The following is a 23,426-nucleotide window of genomic DNA, read 5'->3' as shown; positions in this document are numbered from 1 at the left end:
TCTATGAAAGCGCACCTGACCCTCCTGGCCGCCGGCCTGTTGCTGGCCGCCTGCGGCACCCCCGCGCCGGCGCCGGACAGCGGCATCCAGCCGCCACCGGCCTGGCAGAGTTTCGACACCGCCACTGCTCGCACCGACAACCAGCAATGGTGGACGCAATTCGGCAGTGCGCAATTGAACCGCTTGATCGAACAAGCCCGCCTGGACAGCCACGACCTGGCCGCTGCCATCGCCCGGGTACGCCAGGCCCGGGCCGGCGCGGTAATCGCCGGCGCTCCGCTGCTGCCACAGATCACGGCCGGGCTCAACGGCACTCGCCAGGAATTGTTGCGGGGCAAGGGTTACAGCCAACTGGACGTCAATCGGGACAATCGCACCATCGACTACTACGACGCCCACCTCAGCGCCAGCTATGAGCTGGATTTCTGGGGCGGCAAACGGGCGGCCCGGGACAGCGCACTGAGCAGTCTGTCGGCCAGCGAGTTCGACCGGGCGACCGTGGAGCTGACCTTGCTCAGCGCTGTCGCCAACAGCTACACCCAGGCGCTGTCCCTGCGCGAACAGCAACGCATCGCCGAGCTGAACCTGGCCAACGCCCAGAGCGTGCTCGACCTGGTACAAACCCGCTACGACGCAGGCAGTGCCACGGCCCTGGAGCTGTCCCAGCAAAAAAGCCTGGTGGCGGCGCAACAGCGCAGGTTGCCTCAAGTGCAGCAGCAGGCCCGGGAAGCCTTGATCACCCTGGCGGCGCTGCTGGGGCAACCGGTGCAGTCGGTCACACTCGACGATGAGAATTTCGACCGTTTGCACTGGCCCGCCATCGACGCCGGGGTGCCCAGCGACCTGCTCAGTCGCCGTCCCGACATCGCCGCCGCCGAAGCCCGCCTCGCCGCCGCCCAGGCCGACATCAGCGTGGCCCGCGCGGCCATGCTGCCCTCCGTGACCCTGGGCCTGAGCGTGGCGACCGGCGCCGACATTGCCGAGCAGTTGCTGCGCAACAACGTCTACAACCTCACCGCAGGTTTGGCCGCGCCGATCTTCAACAACGGACGCCTCAAGGCCGAACGCGACCGAGCCACCGCCCGCCAGGAAGAACTGCTGGAGCTCTACCGCGCCGCCATCATCAACGGCTTCGCCGACGTCGAAAAAGCCCTGAACGGCATCCATGGGCTCGACCGGCAGCGGCAATGGCAAAGCGAAGAACTGCACCAGGCCCAGAGCGCCTTCGACATCGCCCAGAGCCGTTACCAGGCCGGCGCCGAAGACCTGCTCACCGTGCTGGAAACCCAGCGCACGCTGTACGCCGCCCAGGACATGAACGTGCAATTGCGATTGGCGCGGGTGCAGGCGAGCGTGGCGTTGTACAAGGCGTTGGGTGGGGGTTGGCGGGTGATGTAGGCCTGGAACCCACCCTCAAGCCTAGTGACATGATGTGGCGAGGGGATTTATCCCCGCTGGGCTGCGCAGCAGCCCCATAACCAACGACTCGGTGTGTCAGTTGTTTTGAGTGCGCTGGTTTTTGGGGCTGCTGCGCAGCCCAGCGGGGATAAATCCCCTCGCCACAGATCATTCCATCTTCATAAATGATGTCCGGCTTTGGTTCTGTTTATCGGGCCATGTAGGACTCCCGAGCGAGGCTACGCTGCCTTGCGCCGTTGCCTACAACTGCGCCAGAATCCGCCGGCTTGTGCGCCTAACCCCTGTCGATAACTTGTTTCCCGTCACTGCCCATCAGTGATCGGGTCTGCAAGCCCGACGAAATACCAGGCGCATAGCCACAAGCCAATCGACACATCCGTGTCGCTCAATGGCGGCTGTGTGCGGGAGACCTTCGGGTCTGCCGGGTTCCTGGTTTCCCGGTCTTGCAGACCCGCGCATAGCTGCCACCCCATCATCTGCAAGTGATGTCTGGCAGCGCCCTTTGAATAATCAGGAGCTGCACCATGTTCAAGATCACCCCCAATCCCCCCGAAGACGATGCCAAAAAACTCGACGAAGCCGCCGACCGCGCCCTCGCCTTTTACCTCGATCCCAAACCTGAAAAACCCAATCCACCACCGGACCAGTTGTTCACCGTCGCGGAAGGCGCAGACCTGGAATGCCTGCTGGCCAACCTCAGCGAAACCCGCGCCTCGGTGAATGTCATGGCCAACGAACTGGCCTTTGATCTGGAAGGCGCGCGGCGGAGTTTTGTCCTGGGAATCCAGCAGATGGTCGAGCTGAGTGAGCTGCTGGCGAACCGTGCGCTGGACATCGCCGCGCCGCGCTAGGTGTTCCCCTCCCTTCAAGCCAAGTGACAAATGAAGGGGAGGGAAACTTATCCCCTGTGGGAGCAAGGCTTGCCCGCGATACAGGCGACACGGTTTCAGGAGGACCGAGGTGCCTGCATCGCGGGCAAGCCTTGCTCCCACAGATCAATCTTCTAGCCACACATAGTCTGTTCGGCTTGGGTTCTGTTTATCCGGCCATGTAGGACTCCCGAGCGAGGCTACGCTGCCTTGCGCCGTTGCCTACAACTGCGCCAGAATCCGCCGGCTTGTGCGCTTGGCTCGTGGCTTTTACTGTTTCCGGGTCGCTGATTTCAGCGATCGGGTTTGGTAGCCCGCGAGTTAACTAGGCGCAAGCGCCACCTCCTACAGATGCTGTCTCGGCGTCTGTTTCATGGTGGCCGTGCGCAGGGCGTCTTCGGGCGCGCCGGGTTCCTAGTGCTCCGGTCTACCAACCCGCGTACGGCCGCCACCCCATCGTTTGGTAGCGATGGTGTCGGCTCCTGAAAATGAATACTAGGAGTTACACCATGTTCAAGATCACCCCCAATCCCCCCGAAGACGATGCCAAAAAACTCAACGAAGCCGCCGACCGCGCCCTCGCCTTTTACCTCGATCCCAAACCTGAAAAACCCAATCCGCCACCGGGCCAGTTGTTCACCGTCGCTGAAGGCGCAAACCTGGAATGCCTGCTGGCCAACCTCAGCGAAACCCTCGCCTCGGTGAATGTCATGGCCAACGAACTGGCCTTTGATCTGGAAGGCGCGCGGCGGAGTTTTGCCCTGGGAATCCAGCAGATGGTCGAGCTGAGTGAGCTGCTGGCGAACCGTGCGCTGGACATCGCTGTGCCGCGTTAAAGGCGCATGCCCGCTAAAGCCAAGTGATATTTGTGGCGAGGGGATTTATCCCCGCTGGGCTGCGAAGCAGCCCCAAACCAGCGCACTCAAAACAACTGATTCACCGAGGTGCCGGCTAATGGGGCTGCTGCGCAGCCCAGCGGGGATAAATCCCCTCGCCACAACAGCGTTCGCTTTGGTTTTCTTTGGGAAGCGAAGCTTTACACCGGCTTACTCTTGAGATTACGCGCATACCACGGCCGTTGCGGCACGCGGCGAAACAGTTCGGAGAGTTTTTTATCGTCGCTGCCGAAAGTAATGCGCAGGGCCAGTTTCATGGTTTCCGGGTCCATCTCCACCGAACGCCCGACCTGTAGCCCCGGTGTGGTGCTGCAGCCGTGGGTGACCGGGCCCAGCCAGGGGTCGGCGATTTCTACCCAGCGGCCGGGGGCGAACCAGGGCACGCCGTTGACTTCCAGCCGGCTCACCTCCCCCGGATGGAAACGTTCGTGAGCGCGGAACCAGTCTTCGAGGCGGTCGTCGATCCAGCCGTGGAAGGCCCAGAACACCGGGTTCACATGGGAGGAAAACGGGTCGCCGAGAAAGTCGTTTTCCGGTTCGTACCAGCGCTGGGCAAAGTCGGCCGGGTCGCGGGCGAAGGGCACCGGGTGGCCGTTGGAAGGATCGCGAGGCACCGAAGCCCAGCGCATGTGCAGCCAGTCATGCAGGCCCAGTTCCACTTCCGAGCCAAACTGGCCAAGGGTCAGTTTCGACAGGTAGCGCGGGTCGCGGTAGCGCGATTCCCAGACCTGGAAGTTGCTGTGATAGGTCTCGGCAGTCTTGATGTCACTCACCCATTGGGCGTACTGCTCGTCGCCGCTGGCCAGCCAGGTGGGCGGCAAGGCCGTGCCATCGTGGTTATCGAAATACCGGGCAAAGCCCAGGCGATCACGCTCCAGCTCCGGCTGCGGCAACGGGAAGCGCGGCCACGAAGGCAGCGGCTGGAACGAACGGGCCGTGCCGAGCATGTGCCGGTGCATGAAAAAGAAATCCACGCCCGAACCGTTACGATCCTTGCGCTTGCCGCGAGCGTCACGTTCATGGTCCCGTGGGCCGGGCTGCCAGCCAATGCCGCGCAGGGCGTTGCGCTTGTCTTCGTCCAGGCTGTGCCATTTGTCCCGCGAGGCGTGCCAGAGCTGATGGAACAGCCGATGCTCCGGCGACACCAGCCAGGCCAGCAACGGCGGGCTCAGCGGCGTGCGCTCGCGGGCTTCGGGGAACGGCAGCTTGCGGGCGATGAACTGATGGTCGAGTTCCGGCAACGCCAGCGGGCGATCCAGGCGCAACACGCGACCGCTGAGGGTCGCGGTGCCGGCATTGCCGAAGCCGGCCCAGACTTCGTCCAGGGTCATGATGAATTCGTAGTCCGGCGCATCCTGCCGGGTCCCGATCAGGCGCCAGCTCAATTGTTTCTTGTCATCCCCCGCCAAGTCGCCCAACACTCGATAGCGCGGCTCATCACCGGCGCGCAACCGCTCAGCGGTGTCGAGGCAGCCCACCAGGCCACGGCCCTTGTGGGCAATGTCGAGGAACACTTGCAGACCGTCCTGGGGCAAACCGTCCAGGCCCGCGTCGCTGCCTGAGAAACGGATCGTCCAGATACCCCGCAACGTATCGGCCCGGCGCTGCCCCGCCACGTCCGCCACATCGAACGAGGCCTCGCCGGGGGTGACGGTGGGGTCCGGCCGGGTCAGTTCGCGATGTCCGTAATACACCGCAGGCACGGCGGCACCGGTCAGCGCCAGGCCCGCCAAGAACCATCGTCGAGAAATCGTCATTGCCTTACCTGTGTTCGGCCCTGGGGCGGGCGGTATCCAAGCTAGAACGATGGGTGGAGGGACAAATTTAAAGGGAACATTGTGGCGGCCTCGAGGGCCTCATCGCGAGCAGGCTCGCTCCCACAATGGTTCCGGGTACATTCGGCAGAGACTGGTCGGCTGCAAGGTCGCCTCGCGAGCAAGCCCGCTCCCACATTGGAACTGGGTACATTCGTTAGAGGCTGGTGGGCTCTAAGGTCGCCTCGCGAGCAAGCTTTGCTCCCACAGTGCAATTCAACACAGTCACCGGAATTCAGCACAGTCACCTGTGGGAGCAAAGCTTGCTCGCGATGGGGCCATCAGGCTCAGCTAAATTTCCCCGCCGATCACTCGTTCTCCCCAGATAGCAAAGCCCCCCGCAGCGAACCTGACTGAGATCGGCAATGACAACACCACGTTCGAAAAAAGCTCTCTTCATCGGCGTGCCCCTGGCCCTTGCACTGGTGGTCGGTGGCGGCCTCGCGGCCTGGGACCACTGGTGGCGAGACAACCCCGGCTATCCGGTCAAAGTGATGAAAGAGGCCAGGGAACTGCACGAGCGCCTGCTGTCCTTCGACAGCCACATCTCCGTACCGCTGGATTTCGGCACCGCCGGCAACGAAGCAGACAAGGATGGCAGCGGCCAGTTCGACCTGGTCAAAGCCAACCGCGGACACCTGTCCGGCGCGGCCCTGACGATCTTCGGCTGGCCGGAGCTGTGGAACGGCCCCAACGCGCCGCACAAACCCACCGCCGGCTTCGTCGAGGAAGCGCGCAATCAGCAGGAAGTGCGCTTCAAGATCATCACCGGCATGGTCCGCGACTTTCCCAACCAGGTCGCCATCGCCTACACCCCGGATGATTTCCGGCGCCTGCATGGCGAAGGCAAGTTCGCGATTTTCATCAGCATGCTCAACGCCTATCCGCTGGGCCATGACCTGAGCCTGCTGGACCTGTGGACGGCGCGCGGCATGCGCATGTTCGGCTTCAGTTACATCGGCAACAACGACTGGGCCGACTCCTCGCGTCCACTGCCGTTCTTCAACGACTCACCCGATGCCCTCGGCGGCCTGTCGGATCTTGGCAAGCAAGCGGTGGCGCGCCTGAACGACCTGGGCGTGATCATCGACGTCTCGCAGATGTCGACCCAGGCCCTCGAGCAAGTTGCGCACCTGAGCCGCACGCCCTTGGTGGCCTCCCATTCCGCGCCTCGGGCGATGGTGGATATCCCGCGCAACCTCAGCGACAAGGAAATGCAGCTGATCAAGGCCAGCGGTGGCGTGGTGCAGATCGTCGGTTTCTCCCAATACCTGCGCCCGCTGACGCAAAAGACCCAGGACAGACTCAACGACCTGCGCCAACGTTTCGACCTGCCACCGCTGCCCAACCTGGCCATGGCGCTGATGCCGGGCGATCCGATCATCGCCGCGTGGCCGGAACAGAAATTCGGTGAATACGCCGGCCAGCTCTACGGCATTCTGGAGGAGGAACCCAAGGCCAGCCTCAAGGACCTGGGCGACGCCATCGATTACACCGTGCGCAAGATCGGCATCGACCATGTCGGCATCAGTTCGGACTTCAACGAAGGCGGCGGCGTCAAGGGCTGGGAAGACGTGGGTGAGATCCGCAACGTCACCGCCGAACTGCTGACCCGCGGCTACTCCGAAGCGGACATCGCCAAACTGTGGGGCGGCAACTTTCTGCGGGTCTGGGATCAGGTCCAGCAAGCCGCCCGGCCTGCCGTGGCCTCGACCCGGGGGGCCGCCCAGCCATGAATGAGCGCCGGACCTTCCTCAAGCAGGCCGGGATCCTGGCCGCCGGCCTGCCGCTGACCGCCAGTCTTCCCGCCCCGGCCATTGCCGATCCGCTGCCGCCATTGCCCCGGGATAAATGGGCGCAGTTGCGCTCGCTGTTCAACCAGGACCCGGACTACCTGCACTTCTCCAATTTCCTGGTCACCACCCACCCGCGCCCGGTACGTGAGGCCATCGACAGGCATCGCGCGGCCCTGGATAAAAACCCGGGGCTGCTGATGGACTGGGACCTGGGCGTCACCGAGGAGCGCGAGGAAAATGTGCGGGCCTGGGCCGGCCGCTACTTGCAAGCGAACCCTGCGCAGATCGCTCTCACCGGCAGCACCACCGAGGGCCTGGCGATGATCTACGGCGGCGTCCATGTGGCAGCCGACCAGGAGATCCTCAGCACCGCCCACGAACATTACGCCACCCATACCATCCTGGATTTGCGCAGCCAACGGGACGGCACCCGGGTGCGCAAGATCAAACTGTTCGAGAACGCCCACAACGCCAGCCACGAGGAAATCCTGAGCGCCATCGACCGCAACATCCGTCCGCAAACCCGCGTACTCGGCATGACTTGGGTGCATTCGGGCAGCGGCGTGAAGCTGCCAATCGACAAGATCGGCGCGCTGGTGGACAAGCACAACCAGGGCCGCAACGATGAGCAGCGCATCGTCTACGTGGTGGACGGCGTGCACGGCTTCGGTGTTGAAGACCTGAGCTTCCCAGCGATGAATTGCGACTTCTTCATCGCCGGCACCCACAAATGGATGTTCGGCCCCCGGGGCACCGGCCTGGTGTGCAGCCGTAGCGAAGAGCTCAAGTACGTCACGCCGATCATCCCGACCTTCTCCGAAGCCACGGCGTTTTCCACCACCCTGACGCCCGGCGGCTACCACGCCTTCGAGCATCGCTGGGCGGCGGACGAAGCGTTCAAGCTGCACCTGCAACTGGGCAAAGCCGAGGTGCAGGCGCGCATTCACGCGCTCAATACCTATTTGAAAAAACAGCTGCTGGCACTGCCGCAAATCGAGCTGGTCACGCCCATGAGCCCGGACTTGTCGGCCGGTTTCACCTTCTTCCGGGTCAAGGGTCGCAAGAGCGATGAGATCGCCGCCTACCTGATGCAAAACCGGGTGATCGCCGACGCCGTGCATCGCGACGCCGGGCCGGTCATTCGAACCGCGCCGGGCCTGCTCAACACCGAAGCCGAGATCGATCGCTTCATGGGCTTGCTGGGCAAGACACTCTGAATCTGACTTTATCGAGAGAGATGGATGAACAGTTTTTCGTTGACGCTATTCCCGGCACTGGCCCTCGCCGCCCTGCTGCCGTCAGGCGCCCAGGCGTCGCAACCGGGCCAGGTCTTTCGCGACTGCAAGGACTGCCCTGAGATGGTCGTGCTGCCCACCGGCACCTTTCAGATGGGCACCGCGGAAGACGAGGTGGGTCGCGAACCCGATGAAGGCCCGATTCACCCAGTGACCTTCGACAAGCCTTTGGCCATCAGCCGCTTCCAGGTATTGAAAGGCGAATGGTTCGCCTACCTGCGCGACACCGGCTACTCGATGCCCGACGGGGATAAACGTCCCGGCCGCGCGTGCAAGGCTGGCATCCCGGACTACCAGGGCAGCGACCCACGCAAGCAATACACCGATCGGCACCCGGCGGTGTGCATGAACTTCGAAGAGGCCAACGCTTACGTGGCCTGGTTGTCGAAAAAAACCGGCAAGCCATACCGCTTGGTCAGCGAGTCCCTGCGCGAATACGCCGCACGCGGCGGCAGCACCGGCCCGTTCCCCTTCCCGTTCGACGAGGGCAAGGAATACAGCATCGCCCAGCACGCCAACACCTACGGCGCGGCCGACGGCTACAACTTCACCGCCCCGGCCGGCAGCTTCGCGCCCAACGCCTTCGGCGTGTACGACATGCACGGCAACATCTATGAATGGACGGCCGATTGCTACAACGAAAACTACGTCGGTGCCCCAAGCGACGGCAGCGCCTGGCTGACTGGCAAATGCGAGTTCAAGCGCATCCGCGGCAACGACTGGGGCGAGGCACCGGTGTTCTCCCGCTCCGGCAACCGTAACGCGCTGGTGCCGGGCAATCGGGGTGACTGGATCGGCTTTCGGGTGGCGCGGGATATGTAGGCGCCCCCTGTGGGAGCAAAGCTTGCTCGCGATGAAGGCAACGCGGTTTTCTGTGAAATCGAGGTGTCTGCATCGCGGGCAAGCCTTGCTCCCACAGGATAAATTCCTCTGCCCTCCAATCGTTCTAAAGATGGGCACAACCCAACCCAGCGCGCCTGCGCCCTAAAGCCCTCCCGGCGACCACCCGTGATGGCCTTCGCCCTTTTCAACAAGCAGGGAAACCTCCATGAGCCAACCAACACGCGGGGTGATCAACGAACTGTTCACCCTGCTCAAACCCTTCCGGCTGATTGTCGTAGGCTCCATCCTCTTGGGCATGCTTGGCGGCCTGAGCATCACCGCCCTGCTGGCGACCATCAACGACGCCCTGAACGCCGCGGCCAAACCCACAGCCCAGACGCTGGTAACGTTCGTGGTGCTCTGCGCGGTGGCGCTGCTGACCTCGATTCTATCGGACATCGGTAGCAACCACGTCGGTCAGAACATCATCGCCGGGTTGCGTAAATCCCTGGGCAAGAAGGTGCTGCTGGCGCCCATCGAACAGATCGAACGTTATCGCAGCCACCGGCTCATCCCGGTACTGACCCACGACGTCAACACCGTCAGCAATTTCGCGTTTTCGTTCGCACCGCTGGCCATCGCCTTCACCGTGACCCTCGGTTGCCTGGTTTATCTGGCCTACCTGTCACTGCCGATGTTCTTGCTGCTGCTGGTGGCGCTGGTGATCGGCACGGTCGTGCAATACCTGGCCCGGGCTCGTGGAATCAGGGGGTTCGAAGCCGCCCGCGAGGCCGAAGACGCGCTGCAAAAACACTACAGTGCAATCGCCGCCGGCGCCAAGGAACTGCGCATTCATCGCCCACGCCGCCAGCGCATGTTCAGCCAGCGCATCGAAGCCACCGCCGACAATATCTGCGACACCAATATTCGCGCGGTCAACACCTTCGTGATGGCCAAGACCTTCGGCTCGATGCTGTTTTTTGTGGTCATCGGCCTGGTGCTGGCCCTGCAATCGCTGTGGCTGGGCACCGACAAGGCCGTGCTTAGCGGTTTCGTGCTGGTGCTGCTGTACATGAAGGGCCCGCTGGAATACCTGGTGATGACCTTGCCGGTCATCAGCCGGGCAAACATTGCCTTCAAGCGCATCGCCGAGCTGGACGAGCAGTTTTCCTCACCGGAGCCGCACCTGCTGCTGGACGACAAGAGCCTTTCCAGGCCAACGCTCCAGCAGCTTGAACTGCGTGATGTGCACTACGCCTTCCCGGCGGTCGAAGGCAGCCAACCCTTCGCCCTGGGACCGGTCAACCTGTCCATCGCCCAGGGCGACATTGTGTTCATCGTCGGTGAAAACGGTGGCGGCAAGACCACGCTGATCAAACTGCTGCTGGGCCTCTATTTCCCCCAGGGCGGCGAAATCCTCCTGGACGGCGCGCCGGTAGGGGCCACGCAGCGGGACGATTATCGCCAGTTGTTCACCACGATTTTTGCTGACTATTACCTGTTCGATGACCTGGTTCAGGGTGACCAGCAGGTGCCTGACGACGCCAACCGCTACCTGGAGCGCCTGGAAATCGCTCATAAGGTTCGCATTCAGGACGGCGCCTTCAGCACCACCGATCTTTCCACCGGCCAGCGCAAACGCCTGGCGTTGCTCAACGCCTGGCTTGAGGAGCGCCCAGTGCTGGTGTTCGATGAATGGGCCGCCGACCAGGATCCGGTGTTCCGCCGCGTTTTCTATACCGAACTGCTGCCGGAGCTGAAGGCGCTGGGCAAAACCATCATCGTCATTTCCCACGACGACCGCTATTTCGACATCGCCGATCAACTGGTCCGGATGCAGGCCGGTCAGGTCATCAGTGAAAAAGCCCCCGCAGCCTTTGCCTGAACCGCGAGAACACCATGAACCCATTGCTAGATGATGACCTGCTGACCCTGCTGCTGGAGGAGGACGCTGACGCCATGCAAGCCCGCTCCAGCCGCAGCAGGCCGGACCGCGCGCCCTTGTCCTTCGCCCAGCAGCGCTTGTGGCTGGAGCAACAGCGCGACCCGAGCCGTTCGGCCTACAACCTGCCGCGCGCCCTGCGCCTGACGGGCGACCTTGATGCCGACGCTCTGGAGCAGGCACTCAATCGCGTCATCGACCGACACGACATCCTGCGCACCGCGTTCACTGAAATCGACGGCGCCGCCACCCAGGTGATCGAGCGTAACGCCAGCCTGATCGTGCACCGGGAGAACCTCGCCACGCTCGATCAGCCGACACGGGAGTTGGCGCTTTCACAGCGCATCGAACAGCACGCCCGACAACCGTTCGAACTGACCCAGGCGCCGCTGATGCGGGCAATGTTGCTCAGGCTGGGCAGTGACGAGCATGTGTTGTTGCTCAACATGCATCACATCGTTTCCGATGCCTGGTCCAACACGATCCTCATGCAGGACATGACCATGGCCTATGCCCAGGCCTTGCTGGGCGATCCGTCAACGCTGCCGTCGTTGCCGCTGCAATACGCCGACTACGCGAGCTGGCAACGTGGCGACTATGTGCAGAGCCCGGCCTGCCACCGCAGTGGCGCCTATTGGAGCGACTACCTGGGCCATGAGCTGCCGGCGTTGGAACTGCCTCAGGAGTTTGCACGCACCGCCAATCAGCACCACATGGCCGGACGCGTGCAGGTGTCACTTGACCCGGAAATGGTCCAGACCTTGGATACGTTCTGTCAGCGGGAGGGACTTACGCCTTTTGTCGTGGCGCTGGCGGCCTGGCAATTGTTATTGGCTCGGTACAGCAACCAAAACGACTTCACCGTCGGCGTCCCGAACGCCAACCGCAACAGCCACGAGAGCCAGGATCTGGTGGGATTTTTCGTCAGCAGCCAGGTGTATCGGGCGCGGATCGACTCGACCCGCAGCGCGCTGGATTTCCTCCGGGACCTGCGCGCGCAGTCGCTCGCCGCGCTGGAACATGCCGACTACCCGCTGGAACTGATCCTTGATCAACTGCAACGCCCCGGCGTGCAGGACTCTAACCCGCTGTTCCAGGTCTTGTTCAACTGGCGCACCGGCTCGTCCTCACCGTCGGCGCCAAGCCTGGGTCAACTGACGCTGGAGTTTCTCAGTACCGGTGACAACCAGGCCAAGTTCGACCTGTCGCTGGATGTCGATTATTCCCAGCAACAGGTGCTGGCAACGTTCGAATACAGCCGTGATCTGTACCGCGCAGAGACCATCGAGCGCATGGCCGGCCACTGGCAGAACCTGCTGCGGGGCCTGGTCGAGACGCCTGGATGCGCGCTCGGCGAACTGCAATTGTTGAGCGCCGATGAACACCGAAAAAGCCTGGGCGACTGGAACCGTCAGCCGACCCAACTGCGCAGCGAACAGTGTCTGCACCGGTTGATCGAAACCCACGCCGCCAGCACAGGCGACGCCATCGCCCTGACCTTTGAAGGGCAGCACATGAGCTATGCCGAACTCAACCGAAAGGCCAACCAACTGGCCCATCGGCTGATCGAGCAAGGCGTCGGGCCCGACGTGCTGGTCGGCATCGCCGGCGAGCGTACGCCACAGATGATCATCGGCCTGCTGGCGATCCTCAAGGCCGGTGGCGCCTACGTGCCGCTGGACCCCGCCTACCCGGCCGACCGCCTGGCTTACATGATCGCGGACAGCGGCGTCACGCAGATCCTGACCCAGGCTCATCTGCGGGAATCGCTGGCGCTGCCCGCTGACATCAACTGTCTGTTGCTGGATTCGGTCGAGACCAATAGCCCCTATCCCGAGCACAATCCGAATGTGCCGATGGACCCGGATAACCTGGCCTACGTGATTTACACCTCAGGCTCGACCGGCCAACCCAAAGGCGCACTGCTGGCGCACCACAACGTCAGCCGATTGTTCCAAGCCACGGACCACTGGTTCAGCTTCGATCATCAGGATGTCTGGTGCCTGTTCCATTCCTATGCCTTCGACTTTTCCGTGTGGGAGATCTTCGGCGCCCTGCTGCACGGCGGCCGATTGGTCATCGTGCCCCACGCCGTGAGCCGTTCGCCGGAGGATTTCCATGCCCTGCTTTGCCAGGAAAACGTCACGGTGCTCAACCAGACACCTTCGGCGTTCAAGTCGCTGTTACAGGTCGCCTGCGAGCCTGGGCAACCTCTTGTCCACCGGTTACGACAGGTAATTTTCGGCGGCGAAGCGATCGATGTACAGAGTCTTCGCCCCTGGTTCGAACGCTTCGGCGACCAGACGCCGCAACTGATCAATATGTATGGCATCACGGAAACGACTGTGCATGTCACCTGGCGGCCGTTGTCGATGAGTGACTTGCACAGCGAGGCCGCAAGCCCCATCGGCGAACCCATAGTCGACCTGTCCTGGTATCTGCTCGACGCTCATCTGAACCCGGTGCCCAAGGGTTGCATCGGTGAGCTATACGTTGGCCGGGCCGGCCTGGCCCGCGGCTATCACCGACGCGCCGACCTGACCGCCACCCGCTTCATCCCCGACCCGTTCGACCCGCTGCCGGGTGGCCGCCTCTATCGCACCGGGGATCTGGCCCGCTACCGCACCGACGGCAGCATCGAATACATCGGACGCCTGGATCATCAGGTCAAGATTCGCGGGTTCCGCATCGAGCTGGGGGAAATCCAGGCGCGCCTGCAAATGCTGCCGGCGGTGCAAGACGGTATTGTGTTGACCCATGAAGGCCCGGGCGGCCTGCAGCTGGTCGCCTACGTGATTGCCGCGCAACCGGCCACGGCCGAGTTACGAGAAGGCTTGTTGAGCGCACTCAAAGCGCAGTTGCCGGACTACATGGTGCCCAGCCACCTGCTGTTCATCGATCATTTCCCCCTCAATGCCAATGGCAAGCTCGACCGCAAGGCCTTGCCGGAACCCGACGCCGGTCTTTGGCATTCCCATTACCTGGCGCCTCGCACTCAGCTGGAAGAAGCCCTGGCACAGCTCTGGCAACAGTCCCTCAAGGTTGCGCGCGTGGGTGTCAACGACAGCTTCTTTGAACTGGGCGGGCATTCGATCCTGGCGATCGAACTGATTGCCAGCTTTAAGGCACGCCTGAATATCAGCGTGCGGCTGCAAGAGTTGCTGGCCAACCCGAGCGTCGCCGAGCTGGCCCTGTTCATTTCGCAAAAACATCGGGAACAGACCCAATGCCTGGTCGAACTGAACAACGCACCGGCCAGCGCACCGCAGTTATTTTGCCTGCACCCCAGCGGCGGCATCGTGTTCTGTTACCAGCCGCTGGCGCGCAAACTCCAACATCGGGCACGCACCTTTGGCGTCATGCACCGCGGCTTCAGTGAACCGCATGCCGGGCCTGAAGCCTGGCGCGAGATGATCGCCGATTACAGCCAGGAAATCGTCAAGACCCAGCCGCAAGGCCCTTATGCCTTGATGGGCTGGTCATTGGGCGGCGCCATAGCACTGGACATCGCGGCCCTGCTGGAAAGCCAGGGCCACACCGTGAGTTTTCTCGGCCTGGTGGACAGCACGGTTCCCGAGCATTTGTATCCGGCAGCGTTGCCGCGTCATCGGCATCTGCCAGACCTGGAAAAAGCCGATCCGGCCTCCCAGGACCTGATTGAAGCCATCGAATACTTCGACCTGCTGTTTCCGACCCTTACGGAACGCACGGCGATTTATCGGCGTGAGCAACCCGAGAGCACGGTCAAGGCATTCCATGACTGGGCCGCCAGCCAGATCGAGCCGCAGAGAGGCGACTTGCTGGCGATCGTGCAGAGCGTCAAGGATGAAGTCATGAACGCCCAGGCGTTTTCCGTGCATGATCGTTTGCTGGAAGCCTTCGACGGGTTCACCTTCAAACCGGTACGGGTACGCCCCAGTTGCTGGTGGACACAAGCGGAAAAAACCCCGGAAGAACTGGCATTCTGCGAAGCCTTGATCAAGGGCTACAGCCTGACCGGGGAGCTGCAATGCTCGCTGCATTCGCCGTTGCCTCACCGCAGTATGATTTTTGATGACGGGTTGCTTGATTCGTTGGTCGAGGTTTTTTGGGCCAGTACGATAGAAGGGGAATAGCGCTTGGGGTAGGTGTGTATATCCGTTGCTGCGGTAACGGCCACTTAGGGTTCCGCCGTTACGGCGGGTCACTTTCGAAAATCCGCAAGCCGGCCCAGGCGAAAGTAGCCAAAGCGCTTCTGCCCCACCACTCGGCACCTCGCTTAGGCCCGGTGTGCCTGAACCACCGCTATCGCGAGCAGGCTCGCTCCCACATGGGGTTGCGAATATTCACAGCATCTGCAAACGACACAAAAACTGTGGGAGCGAGCCTGCTCGCGATGACGCAGGCACATCCAACATCCTCGCAAACTGACCCGCCGCTTTCGCGAGCAAGCCCGCTCCCACAATTGGATTGAGTCCCCCCGCAAGAGCAGGTCGGCTATAAGGCCGCCTCGCGAGCAAGCTTTGCTCCCACAGGTCCTGCTCAAACAGGTCGGATGGGTGTACACCCGAAAGAGACAGGCCGGCTGTCAGGCCGCCTCGCGAGCAAGCTTTGCTCCCACAGGCCCTGCTCAAACAGGTCTGATGGGGGTACACCCGCAAGAGACAGGCCGGCTGTCAGGCCGCCTCGCGAGCAAGCTTTGCTCCCACAGGTCCTGCTCAAACAGATCTGATGGGGGTACACCCGCAAGAGACAGGCCGGCTGTCAGGCCGCCTCGCGAGCAAGCTTTGCTCCCACAGGTCCTGCTCAAACAGATCTGATGGGGGTACACCCGCAAGAGACAGGCCGGCTATCAGGCCGCCTCGCGAGCAAGCTTTGCTCCCACAGGTCCTGCTCAAACAGGTCGGATGGGTGTACACCCGAAAGAGACAGGCCGGCTGTCAGGCCGCCTCGCGAGCAAGCTTTGCTCCCACAGCTCCTGCTCAAACAGATCTGATGGGGGTACACCCGCAAGAGACAGGCCGGCTGTCAGGCCGCCTCGCGAGCAAGCTTTGCTCCCACAGGTCCTGCTCAAACAGATCTGATGGGGGTACACCCGCAAGAGACAGGCCGGCTGTCAGGCCGCCTCGCGAGCAAGCTTTGCTCCCACAGGTCCTGCTCAAACAGGTCGGATGGGCGGACACCCGCAAGAAACAGGCCGGCTGTCAGGCCGCCTCGCTTTTGATTTTGATCTGGGGGCCCCGTTAACCACGCTGGCCGAACGCAGGTGTTGCGCAGTGGGCATCCCGGCATGGATGCCGGGATAGCCGCGCTGGGCCATGGATGGCCCTTCGCGGCGGGCACACGGAGCAATGCCTGCGTTCGGGCACACCGAGCCTAGGCGAGGTGCCGAGTGGTGGGGCAAGACCTTTTGGTTACTTTTGGGGCGTTTGCCAAAAGTGACCCGCCGTAAGGGCGGAACCCTAAGCAGCCGTTACCGCAGCAACGGATATGCCCCCCAACCCAACCCAACCCAGCCCAAAAGAAAACGGCGCTTTCCCCATCCGAAAAAAGCGCCGTTTCCTTAAGCGAACAACATCACGCAAAAGGCAGGTCTATTTCACTCTCGCGAGGATCAGAACTGCGGTTTGTACGTCACGCTGAACATCAGATTACGCGGATCACCAAAGTTGTTGTTGCCATTGATCTGATTGTAGGCGGACGTAATGTACGTCTTGTCGAACAGGTTATTGGCGTTCACCGCCAAAGCGATTTCCGGCGTCAACTGGTAGCCGACACGGGCGTTCCATACGGTGTAACCCGGGATTTCACGATCGTAGTCGTAAACCATCGTATGGCTCTGGGTGGTGAAGCCCAAGCCGGTGCTGACACGGCTCCAGTCGCCGGTGAACTGGTAGTTGCCCCACACACGCAGCATGTGTTTCGGCGTCCAGGTGCTGAAAATACTCCCTTCATTGTCCGGGTCCTCCAGGTACTTGGTGGTGTTGTAGGTGTAACCCGCGAACAGCTGCAGGTTGTCTATCACTTCACCACTGATTTCGGCATCGATACCCTGGCTGCGCACTTTGCCCGAGGCTACCGAGCAACCCGAGCCACCACACCCCGAACCACCGTCGTTGATGGCACGGTTCTCATGGTCGTAGCGGAAGATTGCCAGGGAGGTATTGACCCGACCATCCATCAACTCGCCCTTGAGGCCGACTTCGTAGTTGGTGCCGACTATCGGCTTGAGCACCGAACCGTTGGCATCACGATTGGTCTGCGGCTGGAACACGTCGGTATAACTGGCATACACAGCCCATTCGCGGCTCAGGTCATAGATGATACCGGCGTAGGGCGTGACCACGCCGGTTTCAGTTCCGGTGGTTCCCGAGTAGGGGGTAATACCGGCTGAGGTTTCGTTTTTCGCCTTGTAGCTGTAGTCATACCAACTGACGCGAGAGCCCAGCACCAGTGTCAGATCATCGACTGGCTTGACGCGCCAGGTACCGTACACACCCTTCTGGCGGATATCGTATTTGCTGAGGACGCCCAGGCCGCCCGCGGCGATCAAACTGTCGTAGCTGATGTCCGGACGGTCATTGTCGATGTCGAAGATGGAGTCGCTGGTGTTGTTGAATGTACGGGCGTAGCGGTCATCGGTTTCCAGCTGGGAGTAGTTGCCGCCCAGCATGACTTCCTGCGCCATCGACAAGGCTTCGAACTTGCCGGTCAGGTTCATGTCGAGACCGACCTTCGTGGACTGGAAATCGGTCAGGAAGTCGGCATATTGCACGCCGCTACCATCAGGCAGGAGACCACCCCCCCTTTGGACGCGCTGGTTTTTCGCCTGGTTGTCTTCGCTCATGTGCACCGCGCCGACCTTGAACGCCCAGTCCTCATTGAAGCGGTGCTCCAGATCGGCGTAGAGGGTGGTGACGTCGATTTCGGAGCGGTTCCAGCGCGCCCCCGTGTAGGTCGAGCGCGACACGTCCGGCATCCTGCCATCGGCGTAGCGTGGCAGGCCGCGGATGTTGCCCCGCGATTCGCCGTTGGATTGACTGACCGCGAAACCCAGGGTGGTGTCTTCGCTCAGGTCGACGTCCAGCGCGCCGTACAGCGAGTGAGTCTTGCTCCACGCATGGTCGACGAAAGAATTGCTCTGGTCTTCGTCGACGACGATGCGACCGCGGATGTTGCCGGCCTGGTTCAGCGGGCCGCCGGCGTCCAGTTGCAGACCGTAGTGATCCCAGGAGCCGGCCTTGCCGGTCAGGGTCACGGTCGGTGCGTTCTGGCCACGCTTGCGCACCAGGTTGACGGCACCACCGGGGCTGCCCGTGCCTTGCAGCAGGCCGGAGGCGCCGCGCATGATTTCCAGGCGGTCGAAAAAGATCAGGTCCTGGGTCGCCCAGTTGCCCAGCGAATAGGTATTGCGCGGGATCGGCACGCCGTCGTACTGCCAGTCGTCGATCTGGAAACCGCGCGACGACAGGATCATGCCTTGGCCAACGCCCTGCAGGCCGACGATGCCGGTAGTCTGGTTGACGGCGTCCTTGAGGTTGACCAGGTTCTGGTCATCCATCTGCTTGCGTGTCATTACGGTGACCGACTGAGGAATTTCCTTGAGGGTATGGGTGCCCTTGCCGATGGTCACGGCGTTACTGGTGTATGACTTGCTGCCTTCGGTCGTCGCCGCCAGCTCCTGTGCTTTGACGGTGGTCGCGCCCAGTTCAAGGGACCCAGTGGCAGAACCGCGCAGCAGCATCAGGGTATTGCCCTCAACGCTGTACCGCACCCCCGTGCCCTTGAGCAATTCGGCGAGGGCCGCCTGCGGGCTCATCTTGCCACTGACGCGGTTGCTTTTCAGCCCGGCCATATCGCCGGCGTTGTAGATCACTTGCTGGTTGGTCTGCTGACCGAACGCTTGCAGTGCCTGGGGCAGCGATTGCGCAGGGATGTCGACGCTAACGTCTTCAGCCATCACCTGAGCGCTGAGTGGCAGCAGGCAGACCAGCCCCAGACCGGTCAACACCCGACGCGAACGCAGGCCGCGGGACATGACGAGTGCCTTGAACAGAGGTTTCAACTCATGAATGGATGACATCGTGCTCTCTATTATTGGTAGAAGTAAAAGTCCATGGGGCCGAAGGGCCCGCCGCTCGCCAGCACGAGAGAACCCGCACGATCGATTGCCCCAGGGCAATGTGTCAGTGCGTGGCCGACCGGCCCCTCCCCGGGCACGGTCATCCGGCTGGACGACGGCGAAATCTTTGCTGAACAAACCCGGTGCCTGAGCATCCTGCCCGACCCGATTTGCCCACATACCTTAGTAAGACGCAGCACCTGCCAAAAACCGGAATGAGTTTATTTATCATTCGCGTAGAAAGTTAAAAAAAAAGCCGGCGCAGATGAGCGCCGGCCTTTTGTTTCATGCGATGTCAACTGCCTTGGCCAGCCTTGGCGGCTTGCAGTTGCCGAGCCTGTTCGGTCAGCAGTGCCTTTTCCTCCGGACTCATCGCCTCCATGCGCAGGCGCAGCTGGGCCATTTTTTCCAGCTGCCCCGGACTGCTCTCTACCGTCCGCAAGGCCAGGGCCAACGACGCCACGGTCGGATGATCGAAGACCAGCCCTGGATGAATTTCGCACTGCAACAATTTGCGAATACCGGCCACCAGTTTGATCACCAGCAACGAATGACCTCCGGCGGCGAAGAAATCGCGATCGATGCCCAGTCGCTCCAGCCCAAGCAACTGCGCCATGCGCGCGGCGAGCAATTGCTCCAGCGCATCGCGTGGCGCGGCGTCTGCGTCATCCGCTCCCCTCCCCGCCAGCTGCTGCAGTGCTTTGCGATCAATCTTGCCGTTAGCCAGTCGCGGAAAATGTTCGATCAATTGCATGTGCTGCGGCACCATCACGCTGGGCAAGCAGGCGCTGAGCTCAGCGCGCGCGGCGTCGAGCAAGCCCGTCGACAGTCCCTGCTGCGCCACGACAAAGGCCAACAGCCCCTGCTCGACCGACGCTGCCGGCAACACCAATGCTTCGGCCACCTGTGGCATACGCACAAGCACGGCCTCGATCTCCGCCAGTTCAATACGGAACCCACGCACCTTGACCTGCTGATCGCGCCGTCCATATAGCTGGATCGCCCCGTCCGGCCGATAACGCGCCAGGTCACCGGTACGATATAAACGCTGCGCCGGATCAAAGGGACTCTGGATGAACGCCTGCGCATCGGCCTCGGCATTCAGATAGCCCCGGCACAACTGCGCTCCGCCCAGATACACCTCACCCAGCACGCCCACCGGCGCCAAACGCAGATCGGCGTCCAGCACGTAAACCTGGTTGTTGCCCAGCACCTGGGTCAGCGCCGTACAGTCGCCGGCCGCGCCGTTCAGTGAGAGCGGATGAATCATTACCCCCACCGTGGCTTCGGTCGGCCCGTAGTGGTTGAACACCCGGCAATCGCTGCGCAACCGGGCGATGCGCTCGACCAACGTCGACGCAATCGGCTCACCGCCAAGCACCAGGGTACCCGGCAGCCTCGCCCGGTCACTGTCGAGCAGCGCCGCGAGGTGCGAGGGCACGATTTTCAGGCAGTCGATCTGTTGCTGTTGCAAGTACTGGGCAAACAACGCGCCGTCCTGCATCTGCTCATCGCTGGCCACATGCAGGGTCGCACCGTTGAACAACGCGCCAAACAACGCCGTATTGCCCAGGTCCGCCGCCACGCTGGAACTGAAACCGACGTTTTTGCACTGGGCAAGCCCCAGCGCCTGACTGGCCTGGGCGGTGTAGTTGAGCAGTTGCCGATGCTCGATCACCACGCCTTTGGGCATACCGGTAGAACCGGAGGTAAACAACACATAGGCGATATCGTTACCCTGAGTGGCGAGCGCGGGCAGTGGCGTAGCCGGATGGCTCAGCTCAGCCACCGTCAGCGCCTTATACGGCTGATCCTGCCAGGCCGGCAGATGCGCCGCATCGGTCAACAACAACGCCGCGCCGGCCTGTTCCAGCATCAACGCCTGACGCGCCTGGGGCCACTGCACATCAAGGGGCAGATACGCCGCCCCCATGCGCCAGCTCGCCAACATTGCAATCACCAGTTCCACCGAGCGCGGCAACGCCAGCGCGACAATCGAACCGGCGCCCACGCCTTGCTGCTTGAGGCCCTGCGCCATGCTGTCGACCCGGGCTTGCAACTGGCCATAGCTCAATTGCTGACGGGCGTCGGTCAGGGCGATGGCGTTCGGTGTATGCAGCGCCAGATCGGCGATGCGCTGCGGCAGATAACGGCGATCAGCCAATGCCTGCATCGCTGGGTTGATTGCCAGCAAGCGCTGCTCTGCAGTGCGACTCAACAGGTCGAGCCGCGCCAATGCGGTGTGTGGAGCGGCAAGGATCGACGCCAACAGCACGCCGTACTGTTCCAGCACGGCGCTGGCCGAGGCCGGCGAGTAGCGCGAGCTGGCGTAGTACAGATTGACCGCGGCAAGCTGCTGGGCAGCGTTTAATTGGACCTGCAACAGCAACTCGAATGGATCTGCCGGCACCCGCACGGACTCTGCTGCAGCCCAGTTAACGCCGCCACTGTTGCCGGCCCGGTTCGCCTGCCCCAGCGTAAAGCCGTAGGCCGGCCGCGCCGCCTCAGGCGACAGTTCCGGCGCCCAGTATTCCTGCCAGGTGCGATGGGCTTCCAGGCGCGCCGCCAGCTCGTCCAGCCACTCGCTGAACGACATCGTGTCAGGCAACGAAACGCTAAGCGGCAGGGTTTTCTCGAACACCCCCACAGCATTGGCGAAGTATTCATAGTCGCCACGGCTGTCATGACGCACGCCCACCAGCGCCTGCTCAAGGCCGCTCAAACGTCCCAGCAACACCCACCACGCGCCTTGCAACACCGTGGAAAGCGGCTGACCGAGCTGCTCGGCCAACCGTTGCAACGCGTCGCGCTGGGCCGGTTCCAGTGTCAGCGACACACAGGTATCGGCGGCCCCCCTCTCACTGCCGGCGCTGCGCGCGGCCAACCACGGCGTGGCGATGTCCGTCTGCGCGCCGTGCAGGTATCGCTGCCAGTAGGTTCGTCCGGCGGCGGCATCTTCATCAAGCACCACCTCACTGCGCCATTCCAGGTACTGCGCAAACTCGCCCGGCGCTTCGTCTTCCGGCGGTTGAACTGCGGCGTACGCTTGCTGGATTTGCTCAAGCAGCAGATTCAGTGATTGCGCATCGGCACTGTAGCGGGCGATGCCCAGTACCAGTTGCCATTGCAGCGGCGCCAGACGATAAAGTACCGCCTGGACGTTTGGCGATTCACCCACCACAAAAGCACGGCCCAGCGAATCCTTGATCTGTGCCTGGACATCCTCGGTCCGTTGCTCGCCTGCCTGTATCGTCAGCGGGAAACGAGCGGCGCCGCTGGCGGCCTGACGCAAACCGTGGAAACCGGCCACTTTGTCCAGCCGCGCCAGCAGCATTGGCTGCAGCGCCAGGACCGCATCGAACGCGACCTGCAATCGCTGCGGATCGAGATCGCCGTCGATGACCACGCTCAGCCAACGCAATGCTTCGCCACAGGTCGCCGTGCTCGACAGTTGCTCGAGCAGCGCTTGTTGCTCGGGGGTCAAGGCAAAGCCGGGGTCTTGCTGGTCCATCAATACCTCGTTCATGCTCCGGTTTCCTCCAGGTTGCGGATGCCCTGGATGGCGAGCCCGGCATCGGCCTGCCCCTCCAGCGCGCTGCGGTCATACATATCGCCCATGGCAACCACGATCTTGCGGGGGCCCTCGAACGGATCGCGGGCATGAGCCACCAGCATGTTGTCCAGCAGGATCACATCGCCTTTCTGCCAATCGAAACGCACCGCGCAGGCTTCATACAACTCACCGATCCGCGCCATCACCTCGTCTTCGATCGGTGTGCCATCGCCGTAATACACATGCCGAGGCATGCGCTCCAGACCGAACATCGACAGCAGGTCCTCCCGCACATCCGGCTCCAGCCAATAGATGTGATGCAATTGCACCTGATTGAAGAACGACTTCTCCCCGGTGATCGGGTGCGTGATGATCGCCGGCCCCGGTGTGCGGGTCTGCAACTCGTCGTTGTCGAGCCAGCGCCACTGGATACCGCCCGCCCGACACCGGGCCTCAACTTCGCGGCGGTCCTCGGTCTTGAAAAAGTGCTGCCACGACACGTCGAGTTTGTCGGTGAAGGTGCGCACATACAGCAGCCCTTTGTCTTCGAACTTCTCGCGAAGGTCCGACGGCAGCTTTTCGTACATCAACCGGCAATCCACCACCGGGGTCGCACCGCCCACAGGCGCGGCTTGCTCGCAATAGAACATCTGCTTGCGCGGCCAGCGGTCCTGATGGGAGCTTTCGTTGTGGAACAGAATCATCTTGCGCTCCGGGTACGGCGTGGAACGGTAGGTGTTCTTGCCCCCTTCCTTCTTCGGCAAATCGCCGTACTGACCATAAAGGCCGGGCTGGATCGCTTCGGCGAACGCTTCAAAGCCCTGGATGCCGTCCAGTTCAAAACCGCGGAACAGAATGCCCGCGTGTTCGGCCAGCTTTTGCTCGATCAGCGGCCGGTTCTGATGAATCCACTCGATGA

12 protein-coding genes (1 of these 12 only partly in view) are annotated in these 23,426 nt (G+C 62.3%); 8 read left to right on the top strand and 4 right to left on the bottom strand.

Annotated features, from left to right (window positions below; translation table 11 throughout):
- The first annotated feature begins 3 nt into the window (after nucleotides 1-3).
- The 3 genes from PSH57_RS08750 (at nucleotide 4) to PSH57_RS08740 (ending at nucleotide 3,124) form a co-directional block, all read left to right on the top strand.
- Nucleotides 4-1,398 (top strand): efflux transporter outer membrane subunit, encoded by a 1,395-nt coding sequence (locus PSH57_RS08750; RefSeq protein WP_305389013.1) that lies wholly within the window; start codon nucleotides 4-6, stop codon nucleotides 1,396-1,398.
- 545 nt (nucleotides 1,399-1,943) lie between these two features.
- Nucleotides 1,944-2,270, top strand: a complete 327-nt coding sequence (locus PSH57_RS08745) for a DUF6124 family protein (RefSeq protein ID WP_305389012.1) — start codon at nucleotides 1,944-1,946, stop codon at nucleotides 2,268-2,270.
- 527 nt (nucleotides 2,271-2,797) lie between these two features.
- Complete coding sequence (locus tag PSH57_RS08740) at nucleotides 2,798-3,124, top strand: DUF6124 family protein (protein WP_305389011.1); 327 nt, start codon at nucleotides 2,798-2,800, stop codon at nucleotides 3,122-3,124.
- Nucleotides 3,125-3,324: 200 nt separating this feature from the next.
- Here PSH57_RS08740 and pvdP read toward each other — a convergent pair whose 3' ends face one another.
- On the bottom strand, nucleotides 3,325-4,941 hold the full coding sequence (pvdP, locus tag PSH57_RS08735) for a pyoverdine maturation tyrosinase PvdP (protein WP_305389010.1): 1,617 nt from the start codon (nucleotides 4,939-4,941) through the stop codon (nucleotides 3,325-3,327).
- A 422-nt stretch (nucleotides 4,942-5,363) separates the two neighbouring features.
- Between pvdP and pvdM the strand changes: the two genes are divergently transcribed.
- The 5 genes from pvdM to PSH57_RS08710 all read left to right on the top strand — a co-directional run bounded on the left by pvdM (nucleotide 5,364) and on the right by PSH57_RS08710 (nucleotide 14,968).
- Nucleotides 5,364-6,734 (top strand): pyoverdine-tailoring dipeptidase-like protein PvdM, encoded by a 1,371-nt coding sequence (gene pvdM / locus PSH57_RS08730; RefSeq protein WP_305389009.1) that lies wholly within the window; start codon nucleotides 5,364-5,366, stop codon nucleotides 6,732-6,734.
- Nucleotides 6,731-8,011: a pyoverdine-tailoring periplasmic protein PvdN gene (gene pvdN, locus PSH57_RS08725; RefSeq protein ID WP_305389008.1), complete on the top strand. Its 1,281-nt coding sequence runs from the start codon at nucleotides 6,731-6,733 to the stop codon at nucleotides 8,009-8,011. Before pvdM ends, pvdN begins: the two co-directional genes overlap by 4 nt.
- A 24-nt stretch (nucleotides 8,012-8,035) precedes the next feature.
- Nucleotides 8,036-8,911: a dihydropyoverdine dehydrogenase gene (pvdO, locus tag PSH57_RS08720; protein WP_305389006.1), complete on the top strand. Its 876-nt coding sequence runs from the start codon at nucleotides 8,036-8,038 to the stop codon at nucleotides 8,909-8,911.
- Nucleotides 8,912-9,137: 226 nt separating this feature from the next.
- Nucleotides 9,138-10,796, top strand: a complete 1,659-nt coding sequence (locus tag PSH57_RS08715) for a cyclic peptide export ABC transporter (protein WP_305389005.1) — start codon at nucleotides 9,138-9,140, stop codon at nucleotides 10,794-10,796.
- Nucleotides 10,797-10,810: 14 nt separating this feature from the next.
- Complete coding sequence (locus tag PSH57_RS08710) at nucleotides 10,811-14,968, top strand: amino acid adenylation domain-containing protein (RefSeq protein WP_305389003.1); 4,158 nt, start codon at nucleotides 10,811-10,813, stop codon at nucleotides 14,966-14,968.
- Between the two features lie 1,478 nt (nucleotides 14,969-16,446).
- Here the strand turns inward: PSH57_RS08710 and PSH57_RS08705 are convergent.
- The 3 genes from PSH57_RS08705 to PSH57_RS08695 form a co-directional block, all read right to left on the bottom strand.
- On the bottom strand, nucleotides 16,447-18,915 hold the full coding sequence (locus PSH57_RS08705; RefSeq protein ID WP_305389002.1) for a TonB-dependent siderophore receptor: 2,469 nt from the start codon (nucleotides 18,913-18,915) through the stop codon (nucleotides 16,447-16,449).
- A gap of 334 nt (nucleotides 18,916-19,249) precedes the next feature.
- Nucleotides 19,250-22,480: a non-ribosomal peptide synthetase gene (locus PSH57_RS08700; RefSeq protein WP_305389001.1), complete on the bottom strand. Its 3,231-nt coding sequence runs from the start codon at nucleotides 22,478-22,480 to the stop codon at nucleotides 19,250-19,252.
- On the bottom strand, nucleotides 22,477-23,426 hold the 3' end of the coding sequence (locus tag PSH57_RS08695; protein WP_305444862.1) for a non-ribosomal peptide synthase/polyketide synthase. The gene runs 12,640 nt beyond the window's last position; only the last 950 of its 13,590 coding nucleotides appear in the window; the start codon falls outside the window, past its right edge; the stop codon is at nucleotides 22,477-22,479. The genes PSH57_RS08700 and PSH57_RS08695 overlap by 4 nt, the downstream gene beginning before the upstream one ends.

This window comes from Pseudomonas hefeiensis (assembly GCF_030687835.1).
Taxonomy (GTDB): domain Bacteria; phylum Pseudomonadota; class Gammaproteobacteria; order Pseudomonadales; family Pseudomonadaceae; genus Aquipseudomonas; species Aquipseudomonas hefeiensis.
The sequence above is the reverse complement of the archived record's forward strand: the minus strand, read 5'-3'. Positions and strand labels throughout refer to the sequence as shown.

What these genes read in the sequence shown, in the direction of transcription:
- pvdO (WP_305389006.1), top strand. Translation starts at nt 8,036, where the DNA reads ATGAACAGTTTTTCGTTGACGCTATTCCCGGCACTGGCCCTCGCCGCC.
- PSH57_RS08740 (WP_305389011.1), top strand. Translation starts at nt 2,798, where the DNA reads ATGTTCAAGATCACCCCCAATCCCCCCGAAGACGATGCCAAAAAACTC.
- PSH57_RS08710 (WP_305389003.1), top strand. Translation starts at nt 10,811, where the DNA reads ATGAACCCATTGCTAGATGATGACCTGCTGACCCTGCTGCTGGAGGAG.
- PSH57_RS08705 (WP_305389002.1), bottom strand. Translation starts at nt 18,915, where the DNA reads ATGTCATCCATTCATGAGTTGAAACCTCTGTTCAAGGCACTCGTCATG.
- pvdM (WP_305389009.1), top strand. Translation starts at nt 5,364, where the DNA reads ATGACAACACCACGTTCGAAAAAAGCTCTCTTCATCGGCGTGCCCCTG.
- pvdP (WP_305389010.1), bottom strand. Translation starts at nt 4,941, where the DNA reads ATGACGATTTCTCGACGATGGTTCTTGGCGGGCCTGGCGCTGACCGGT.
- PSH57_RS08700 (WP_305389001.1), bottom strand. Translation starts at nt 22,480, where the DNA reads ATGAACGAGGTATTGATGGACCAGCAAGACCCCGGCTTTGCCTTGACC.
- PSH57_RS08745 (WP_305389012.1), top strand. Translation starts at nt 1,944, where the DNA reads ATGTTCAAGATCACCCCCAATCCCCCCGAAGACGATGCCAAAAAACTC.
- PSH57_RS08750 (WP_305389013.1), top strand. Translation starts at nt 4, where the DNA reads ATGAAAGCGCACCTGACCCTCCTGGCCGCCGGCCTGTTGCTGGCCGCC.
- pvdN (WP_305389008.1), top strand. Translation starts at nt 6,731, where the DNA reads ATGAATGAGCGCCGGACCTTCCTCAAGCAGGCCGGGATCCTGGCCGCC.
- PSH57_RS08715 (WP_305389005.1), top strand. Translation starts at nt 9,138, where the DNA reads ATGAGCCAACCAACACGCGGGGTGATCAACGAACTGTTCACCCTGCTC.